The 9058-nt window shown below is 69.5% G+C and carries 9 protein-coding genes; 6 read left to right on the top strand and 3 right to left on the bottom strand.

The genetic code is table 11. The features are described 5' to 3' along the window. Positions 1–90: 90 nt before the first annotated feature. Positions 91–390: a YciI family protein gene (locus ACOADB_RS20255; RefSeq protein ID WP_378602657.1), complete on the bottom strand. Its 300-nt coding sequence runs from the start codon at positions 388–390 to the stop codon at positions 91–93. Positions 391–485: 95 nt separating this feature from the next. On the opposite strand from ACOADB_RS20255, the gene ACOADB_RS20260 reads away from it, so the two are divergent. Genes ACOADB_RS20260 through ACOADB_RS20270 form a run of 3 tightly spaced genes read left to right on the top strand, consistent with a single transcriptional unit; the run spans position 486 to position 3824 of the window. Next, positions 486–1349: a GNAT family N-acetyltransferase gene (locus ACOADB_RS20260; RefSeq protein WP_378602659.1), complete on the top strand. Its 864-nt coding sequence runs from the start codon at positions 486–488 to the stop codon at positions 1347–1349. A 58-nt stretch (positions 1350–1407) separates the two neighbouring features. After that, positions 1408–2820 carry a cytochrome ubiquinol oxidase subunit I gene (locus tag ACOADB_RS20265; protein ID WP_378602661.1) on the top strand — a complete coding sequence of 471 codons (1413 nt, stop codon included), beginning with the start codon at positions 1408–1410 and terminating at the stop codon, positions 2818–2820. Beyond that, complete coding sequence (locus tag ACOADB_RS20270; RefSeq protein WP_378602663.1) at positions 2817–3824, top strand: cytochrome d ubiquinol oxidase subunit II; 1008 nt, start codon at positions 2817–2819, stop codon at positions 3822–3824. The genes ACOADB_RS20265 and ACOADB_RS20270 overlap by 4 nt, the downstream gene beginning before the upstream one ends. Here ACOADB_RS20270 and ACOADB_RS20275 read toward each other — a convergent pair. Beyond that, positions 3787–4533, bottom strand: coding sequence for a hypothetical protein (locus ACOADB_RS20275; RefSeq protein WP_378602665.1), 747 nt, complete (start codon positions 4531–4533; stop codon positions 3787–3789). The two genes, ACOADB_RS20270 and ACOADB_RS20275, sit on opposite strands and share 38 nt — an antisense overlap. A gap of 34 nt (positions 4534–4567) precedes the next feature. Continuing rightward, positions 4568–6004 (bottom strand): glucose-6-phosphate dehydrogenase, encoded by a 1437-nt coding sequence (zwf, locus tag ACOADB_RS20280; protein ID WP_378602668.1) that lies wholly within the window; start codon positions 6002–6004, stop codon positions 4568–4570. Between the two features lie 47 nt (positions 6005–6051). Here zwf and guaB point away from each other — a divergent pair, with 47 nt between their 5' ends. From guaB to ACOADB_RS20295, 3 genes are all read left to right on the top strand, one after another. Further along, a complete protein-coding gene (guaB, locus tag ACOADB_RS20285) occupies positions 6052–7554 on the top strand; it encodes an IMP dehydrogenase (RefSeq protein WP_378602671.1) in 1503 nt (500 codons plus the stop codon). Between the two features lie 247 nt (positions 7555–7801). Next, entirely contained in the window at positions 7802–8005 is a 204-nt protein-coding gene (locus ACOADB_RS20290) for a hypothetical protein (protein ID WP_378602674.1), read from the top strand. Next, positions 8002–8907 (top strand): hypothetical protein, encoded by a 906-nt coding sequence (locus tag ACOADB_RS20295; protein WP_378602677.1) that lies wholly within the window; start codon positions 8002–8004, stop codon positions 8905–8907. The genes ACOADB_RS20290 and ACOADB_RS20295 overlap by 4 nt, the downstream gene beginning before the upstream one ends. Positions 8908–9058: the final 151 nt, after the last annotated feature.

Below are 9058 nucleotides of genomic sequence, written 5' to 3' on the forward strand. Positions count from 1 at the left end.
TGCGCTTCCTGGCTGTTGCAACGGCCAGGAAGCGCAAGCACAAGTCAGGGAGTACGACCCGCGGGGCGGAAGCGACGGGTGGTACGACGGTCACTCGCGCCCGCGGAGGAAGCTGACCCGCATCGGGCGCAGCTCCGGCGTCATCAGGCCGGCGGCAATGGCTGGATCGGCCTGCATGATCGCCCGAGCGGCGTCCTCGTCCTCGGCGTCGAAGATCGTGATTCCGGTGTTGGTGTCGCCGAAGGTCGGACCGGCGAGGACCAGGGCTCCCTCGGCCAGCTGCTGTTCGAGGTAACCCGCGTGCGCCTGCATGAGCGCGGACTCCTCCTCGGTGATCGTCTCGATGAAGCGGTCCCGCGGGGGATGGAGGAAGTACACCCAGCTCGGCATGGCCCAAGGCTGCCACGGACTGGCTCACTGCAAGAAGGTGTTCGTCGCAACATTGGTGATCGCCTGCTGTCACCTCGGTCCGGCATAGTGAGCACATGTTGTGGCGAGTGCGTGCCGGATTGCCCGATCGACCGGGGGCCCTGGCGGAGCTCGCTGCGGCGTGCGGCCGGGCCGGGGTCAACATCCAGACCGTCCAGGTCTTCCCCGACGAAGGCTCGGTGACGGACGAGCTCGTGCTGCAGGTGCCGGCGGACTGGACCCGTGACCACTTGCTCGACCTCGTTTCCAGTGCCGGCGGGGCCGCGGTCTCCGCGGTGCCGGTGACCACCGCCGCGCTCGAGGACCAGCCGACCCGTTACGTCCAGGCCGTGCGCGCGATCATCGCCCAGCCGGCCACCTTCCCCGACGTGGCGGCCCACCTGTTCGACGCCGACGTCGCGGCCAGTGACGCCTCCGCCGACGTCCTCGAGATGACGGTGGGTGGTTCGGCGACGATCCAGATCCGTCGTACTCCGCCCTTCACGGCGACCGAGCGCGCCCGCGCAGCTGCGCTGGCCGAGCTGGTCGGGGAGGTGCTGGACGCCCAGGCCCCGCCCGCCCCGCACCAGCCCGGTGCGGGCGATCCCGACTACGTCCGGGACGGCTCGGTGGTCTCCGCGCTCGCGGGCGGCAAGGTCGCGGGCCGTGCCGAGGTGACGGTCGGGGAGAGCGCTGACCACCCCTGGCCGGTGGACCTGTGGGTCGATCCGGCCTGGCACCGCCGGGGCGTCGGGACCCGTCTGCTCGCCGAGGTCGCGCGGGTGGCGCGGGCCCAGGGTGCCGAGGAGATCGTGCTCACCGCGCCCTCCGAGACCCGCGCCGTGCTCCCGATGGTGCTGGCTGCGGGTATGCGCGGACGGATCCGCATGGCGGGGGATTCGCTCACCGTGCGGATCGCGATCACCGACCTCCGAGGGTGAGCAGCGCAACACCGCAGTGACTTTGTGAAAGTATTCACAAGGCGGTAGCGTCGACTCCGTGTTGACCCCCGATGTCGTCACCAGCGTCCTTGCCGAATTCACGGCCCATCTCGCCACCGAGGCCGAGCCCGCGGGCCTGCTCCCGGCCCGCCAGCAGATGGCGCTCTCGTTGGGCTGGCACATCATCCTGGCCTGCTTCGGCGTCGCGTTCCCCGCGATGATCTTCGCGATGCACGTGCGCGGCATCCGCCGCAACGACCCGGTCGCTCTGGGCCTTGCCCAGCGCTGGGCGAAGGTCTCCGCGGTGCTGTTCGCCATCGGCGCCGTGTCCGGCACCGTGCTCAGCTTCGAGATGGGCGTGCTCTGGCCCGGCCTGATGGGGACGTACGGCGACGTCCTGGGACTGCCGTTCGCCTTCGAGGGCCTGGCCTTCTTCCTGGAAGCGATCTTCCTCGGCATCTACCTCTACGGCTGGGGCCGGATGCCTCCGAAGCGGCACGTGATGATGGTGCTGCCGATGGCGATCACGGGGATCATCGGCGCCTACTGCGTCCTCGCGGTCAATGCCTGGATGAACGTCCCGACCGGGTTCAGGATGGTCGACGGCGAGGTGACCGACGTCCAGCCGTGGGCGGTGCTGTTCAACCAGCACGCGTTCCTGCAGTTCGCCCACATGTGGGTCGGCGCCTACATGCTCGCCGGGTTCTCGGTTGCCGGCGTGTACGCCGTCGGGATGCTCCGCGGTCGCCGCGACGCCCACCACCGGCTCGGCTTCATGGTGCCCTTCGTGTTCGCGTCGATCGCCGCCGTCACGCAACCGTTCGTCGGCCACGTCCTGGGCTTCGGGCTCGACGACCGGCAGCCGGCCAAGCTGGCCGCGTTCGAACTGGCGGAGACGACCGAGAGTCCCTCACCCCTGCGGCTCGGTGGCGTGCTCGTCGACGGTGAGGTCAAGGGCGCGATCGACATCCCGTACCTCGGCTCGCTGATCGCCATGAACTCCCCGGACAAGCCGGTCCCCGGCCTCGACACCATTCCCGAGGACGAGCACCCACCGGTCAACATGACCCACCTCGCGTTCCAGACCATGGTCGGCATCGGCACCCTGCTCGCCGGAGCCGTCGTGCTGTTCTGGGTCCAGCGACGGCGCGGCAAGGACCTGCTCGAGAAGCGCTGGTTCCTCCGCTTCGCCGCGGCCGCCGGGCCGCTGGCCGTGATCGCCCTGGAGTCCGGGTGGATCGCCACGGAGGTCGGCCGCCAGCCCTGGGTCGTGTACGGCGTCATGCGCACCACCGACGCCGTCGGGGACTACACCGCGAGCCTGTGGTGGCTGCTCGGGACCACGACCGTCGTGTACTCGCTGATGACGTGGGGCGCGGTCGTCGTACTCCGGTCGATGGCGCGACGCTGGCGCGAAGGGGCGATCGACCTGCCGAGCCCCTACGCGCCGGATGTGCGGGCCGAGCGATGAGCATCGAGGTCGCCGTCGCTGCGGCGCTGTTCGTCGGGATCATTGCGTACGCCGTGCTCGGCGGTGCCGACTTCGGGTCCGGCTTCTTCGACCTGACGGCCGGGAGCAGCCGCCGTGGAGCGGAGCTGCGGACGCTGGTCGACCACAGCATCGGGCCGGTGTGGGAGGCCAACCACGTCTGGCTGATCTACGTGCTGGTGATCTGGTGGACGGCATTTCCCGAGTCGTTCGCGGCGGCGATGTCGACGCTCGTGCTGCCGCTGCTCCTCGCCCTGCTCGGCATCGTGCTGCGGGGAGCGAGCTTCGCGTTCCGCAAGTTCTCCGAGACCCTGGGCCAGGCCCGCCTGTTCGGCGTCATCTTCGCCGCGTCGTCGATCATCACGCCGTTCTTCCTGGGCACGGTCGCGGGCGGCATCGCGTCCGGCCGGGTGCCGCTCGAAGGCACGGGGGACCGCTGGTCCTCGTGGGTCAATCCGACGTCGCTCTTCGGTGGCGTGATCGCCGTCGGCACGTGTGCGTTCCTCGCCGGGACGTTCCTCGTCGCCGATGCGGCGCGGTCCGGCCAGGCCCGGCTGGCCGATGAGCTGCGCATCCGCGCACTGGGTGTCGGCGTGGTCACCGGTGCGGTGGTGTTCGCGGCGCTGGTGCCGATCGACCACGATGCGCCGACGCTCGCGGCCGGCCTCGAGGGCCGGGCGGCACCGCTCGTCGTGCTCGCTGCGCTGGCCGGCCTCGCCACGCTGGTGCTGCTCTGGCGCCGACGCTACGCCGTCGCCCGGCTCACGGCCGTCGTCGCCGTGGCGTCGGTCGTGTCCGGCTGGGGTGTCGGGCAGTACCCCTGGCTGCTCGTCGACGAGGTGACCATCGTGGACGCAGCAGGAGCGCAGGCGACCCTGCAGGCTCTGCTGGTGGCCGTCGCGGTGGCGGTCGTGGTCGTCGTACCGCCGTTGGTCTATCTGTTCCGGCTCACCCAGTCGGAGGAGTGGACGCGCCCGGACCACTGACGGCACGAGGGCTCGGCGTCCCGTCGAGCCACCTCGCTCCGGCCCGCCACGCCGCGAGGCCGAGGACGACGAGCGACAGGGGCTGGGCGACCAGCATGGTCAGGATGTAGCCGATCCACAGCGTGCCGCTGATGGCGCTGTCCTCGGCGACCGGGACCAGTGCGTCCACCACGAACAGCACGAGCAGCAGGGCCGGGAGGACGCCGACCAGCGCGAGGCGGCGCCGGCCGGCCCGGTGCAGCAGGACGGCGATGCCGACGAGCCACGCCGCGACCAGGTGGTTCGCCATCGGGAGCAGCGCCTGTGTGCCGATCATGTGGGTGCCGAGGTAGGCGGACTCGGCCCAGCCCCGGTCCGTCTCCGCGATGTAGCCGATGGTCCCGTGCGAGGTGTGCCGGATGATCCCGGCGAACAGGTAGCTCGCGCCGGCGATGACCGCCAGGGTCGTCACGGTGAGCAGGCCCAGTCCGAGGTCACCGCGTCGGGCCACCGCCTGGGCGAAGCCCAGCGCGGCCACGATCAGCGCCGTCCCGCACACGACGAGGGCGAAGCCCGCGAGGCCGTAGCGGTACGCCGATTCGTCGAGGAAGCGCAGGCCGTCGGCCGCGTTGTCGGTGTCTCCGCGCGCCGTTCCGGCGAGCTCGATGACCGGGGCCGCCCCGAGCATGACTCCGGCGATCGCCGCCGCAGCGGCAGGCGCCCTGTCCATGCGGCGATTCTCGCAGAGAACAGCGATTCTGGCGCTAGGCGTGGTTACCGAGGCGCCAGCCGCCGATGGGGAGCGCCAGTGCCGTCGCCGGTCCCCACGAGCCGGGCTCGTAGGTCTCGGTCGGCGGCCGCCGGTCGAGCACCGGCTGGAAGATCTCCCAGAGCCGGTCGACCTCCTCGGAGCTGATGAACAGCGTCCGGTCACCGCGCATCACGTCGAGCAGCAACCGCTCGTAGGCCTCCAGCGGGTCGGCGTCGGGGACGTCGCAGACGAGGTCGAGGCGGAACACGCCCTCCACCAGCGCCATGTCCGGGCCCGGTCGCTTGGCACGCACGTCGATCGCGATCCGCGGCTGGTCCGCGAGCTCGATGACCAGCTCGTTGGGCTCCGGCGTGCCGCCGTGGGCAGGCTTGAGCCAGCGGTGCCGCGGGTCGCGGAACCGGACCGTGATCGTGCGCCGGCCGTCGGCCAGTGCCTTGCCGGTGCGCAGGTAGAACGGGACGTCACGCCAGCGGTCGTTGTCGATCCAGAGCTCGGCGGCGACGAAGGTCTCGACGGTGGAGTCGTCGGCGACGTCGGGCTCGTCGCGGTAGCCGTCGTACTGGCCGAAGACGACACGCTCGGGGTCGATCGGGCGCAGCGCCGAGAAGGTGGCTGCCTTGGCGGCACGGATCGCCGAGGCGCGGAACGCATGCGGGTCCTCCAGTGCGACGAAGCCGAGGAGCTGGGTGAGGTGGGTGGTCACCATGTCGCGCAGGCACCCGGTGCCCTCGTAGAAGCTCCCGCGGCCCTCGACGGTCAGCTTCTCGGGTACGTCGATCTGGACCGACTCGATCGTGTGCCGGTTCCACGCGGGCTCGAACAACCCGTTCGCGAAGCGCAGCGCGAGGATGTTCTGCACCGCTTCCTTCCCGAGGAAGTGGTCGATGCGGAAGACCTGGTCATCGGCGAAGGCCGAACCCAGCACCGCCTGGAGGTCGCGGGCCGTCGCGAGGTCGGTGCCGAACGGCTTCTCGGCCACCAGGCGCGAGCGGCTGACGAGATCCTCGCGATCGAGCATCCCGACCATTCCCTTGACGGCGCCCGGCGGCACCGAGAGGTAGAACAGGCGTCGTACGTCGCCCAGCAGGCACTGCGCGTCCTCGAGCAGCCGGTCCTCGGCAGCCTCCACGGCGCGCGCCAACTCGGTGCCGTCATCGGCGGTCGACGCGACGAAGCGGATCCGGTCGAGCAGGGGCTCGGCGATCGCCTCGTCGACCTCGCCGACGAACTCGGCGAGCGCGGCCCGGACGTGTCCGCGGAACTCCTCGTCGGTGCCGGGGGAGCGGCGTCCACTGCCGATCACCGCGAAGTGCGTGGGGAGTCGCCCGGCGGCGGCGAGCCGGTAGAGACCGGGGAACAGTTTGCGGCTCGCGAGATCACCCGTGGCGCCGAACAACACCAGGACGTGCGGGGGCAGGTCAGAGGTCACACCCCCAGAGTGTCGGATCAGTCAAGCCCTGCCCCTAGAATGTGGGAGTGGAGGTCCCCGACAAGTTCGCAGCCCTTGGTCTCACCTACGACGACGTGCTGCTGCTGCCGGGTCATTCCGACCTCGCGCCGGACGACATCGACACGAGTACGCGCCTGACGCGCGACATCATGATCAAGGCGCCGCTCATCAGCGCCGCCATGGACACCGTGACCGAGTCGCGGATGGCGATCGCCATGGCTCGCCAGGGCGGCATCGGCATCCTGCACCGCAACCTCTCCGCCGAGGAGCAGGCCTACCAGGTCGACCTCGTGAAGCGGACCCAGACCGGAATCATCTCCAACCCGGTCACGATCGGGCCCGACGCGACGCTCGAGGACCTCGACCGGATCTGTGGCGAGTACCGCGTCTCTGGCCTCCCGGTCGTCGACACCGACAACCGCCTGCTCGGCATCTGCACCAACCGCGACCTGCGCTTCACGCCCGTTGCGGAGTGGGCGACCACCAAGGTCGACGAAGTGATGACGCCGATGCCGCTGATCACCGGCCCGGTCGGCATCAGCCGTGACGACGCCACCCTGCTGCTGCGCCAGCACAAGCGCGAGCGCCTTCCCCTCGTCGACGAGCAGGGTCGCCTCGGCGGCCTGATCACGGTCAAGGACTTCGTGAAGTCCGAGCAGTTCCCCCTCGCGTCCAAGGACGCCAGCGGCCGCCTCCTCGTCGGCGCGGCCATCGGCTACTTCGGCGACGCGTGGGAGCGGGCCACCAGCCTGATCGATGCGGGCGTCGACGTACTCGTTGCCGACACGGCGCACGGCCACGTCACCCTGCTGCTCGACATGGTCCGTCGTCTCAAGACCGACCCGGCCACCCGGCACGTCCAGGTCATCGGCGGCAACGTCGCGACCCGCGAGGGCGCCCAGGCGTTCGTCGACGCCGGAGCGGACGCGGTCAAGGTCGGCTTCGGCCCGGGCTCGATCTGTACGACGCGCGTGGTCACCGGCTGTGGTGTCCCGCAGGTCACCGCGGTCTACGAGGCCGCTCTGGCCGCCCACCCGGCCGGCGTCCCGGTGATCGCCGACGGTGGTCTGCAGCAGTCCGGCGACATCGCGAAGGCGATCGTGGCCGGTGCCGAGTCCGTGATGATCGGCTCCATGCTCGCCGGTTGCGAGGAGTCGCCCGGCGACGTCGTCTTCCACCTGGGCAAGCAGTACAAGGCGTACCGCGGCATGGGTTCGCTCGGTGCGATGTCCTCGCGCGGCAAGAAGTCGTACTCGAAGGACCGGTACTTCCAGGCCGAGGTCACCAGCGACGACAAGATCGTCCCCGAGGGCGTCGAGGGCCAGGTCGCCTACAAGGGCCCGGTCTCCGGTGTCGCCCACCAGCTGATCGGTGGCCTCTCGCAGTCGATGTTCTACGTCGGCGCGCGCACCGTTCCCGAGCTTCAGGAGAAGGGCCGGTTCATCCGGATCACCTCCGCCTCCCTCAAGGAGAGCCACCCCCACGACGTCGAGATGACGATCGAGGCGCCGAACTACCACCGGAGCTGAGCCTCTCGGATCTCCCTCCCCTTCGGCCGTCCTGAGCGTTTCGCCGCCGGGTTTGAAGGTCATTCCGTACGGGGTAGGACTGACCACCGGTCGACGAACGAGAGGGACAGGCATGCCGAGTGGAAGTGGCGAAGGCTTCGGAGTTGAAGTCGGACGTGTGTGGCGTGCGGGAGCAGTGCTTCTCCCCAAGGTTTCCGGAGTCCTCGGGGAGGCGAGTCGTCCGCTCACCGACAGCCACAGTTGGCTGATGTCACGGACCCCGGGCCTGGGCGAGGACCCGAGTGCGAAGTTCGACGCGCTGCAGAGCCTGATCAAGAAGGCCGTCGACGACTCTCGCGACGCCATCGACACCTGTGCCCAGGCGCTGGTCTGGGCTGCCGAGGACTACGAGCTGACGGACCAGGCGGCACGCGATGCCTATGTGCGGGAGAAGCAGCGGGTGGACTCGTGACGTTCAGCGAACATGACCTTCCGGGCCGGGCCAGCGAGCTCCTGGCGGCACAGAAGGACGCCCTGGAGGACCATGGCGAGGACTGCGACCAGTACGACATCCCGTCGGACGAGATCCTCGGCATCTACGACGACTTCGCGTCGCTGCCCTCGCCCGACAACTTCGGCACGTACACCGACGGACTGCTGACCACGATGGAGAAGCTCGCAACAGGCGGCTACAGCACGGGCCAGACCGACGGGTCGACCGGGGTGGCGAGCAGCGTGCTCGACCTGACCATCTCCGCGGGCGACGAGGTCGACGACTGGACGGGCAAGGGCGCGGACCAGTTCAACATCTGGACTGACGGCTGGAAGACCGGTGTCTCCAACCAGTTCGCCGCGACGGTCGCCCTGCGCATCCTGCTCAACGCCGAGGCCGCCGTGTGGACCGGAGTCCTGAAGGACCTCGATGACCTGTCGAACGCAGCGACGAAGGCGATGAAGGCGGTCACCGAGTGCAATGGTGACGACGTGACGATCGCGCTCAGTGTCGCGACGGCCGTCGTTGGCATCGCTGCTGCCATCCCGACTGCGGGCACGTCACTCTCGCTGGTCGCGGTCGCCGGTGCCGGTCTCGGTGTCGCCAGCACCGGAATGCAGGTCTACGACGCAGCTTCCAAGCCGGAGCCCAAGATCAGCTCGTGCTGTCCGCGTTGTTGCATCGACGATGTCAAGGACGCCCTCAAGGACATCAAGACGCACACGCGCGAGGCCGAGGAGAAGATCGCCAAGGACCTGGACAAGAACATCAACATCATCAACGGAGCCTGGTCGGAGTTCTGCAAGCCGGCCCCCGCGTTGGGCAGTGTGCCGCGCAAGAACGTTCATGGCTATGACGGACTGGGGAGCTTCCCGGGATGAGCGACACCAACGAGTTCCGCGAACGGTGGGACGAGACCGTTGTCGTCACCGAATCGCCCAACGGATCGGTGATCGTCCAGAACCGCGCTGACCAGGTCATCGAGGTGCGTATTGACGACGGCTACTTCAACCGGGCGTCACTCGACCAGCT

The sequence above is a fragment of the Nocardioides sp. CPCC 206348 genome (assembly GCF_048654705.1).
Lineage (GTDB): Bacteria > Actinomycetota > Actinomycetes > Propionibacteriales > Nocardioidaceae > Nocardioides.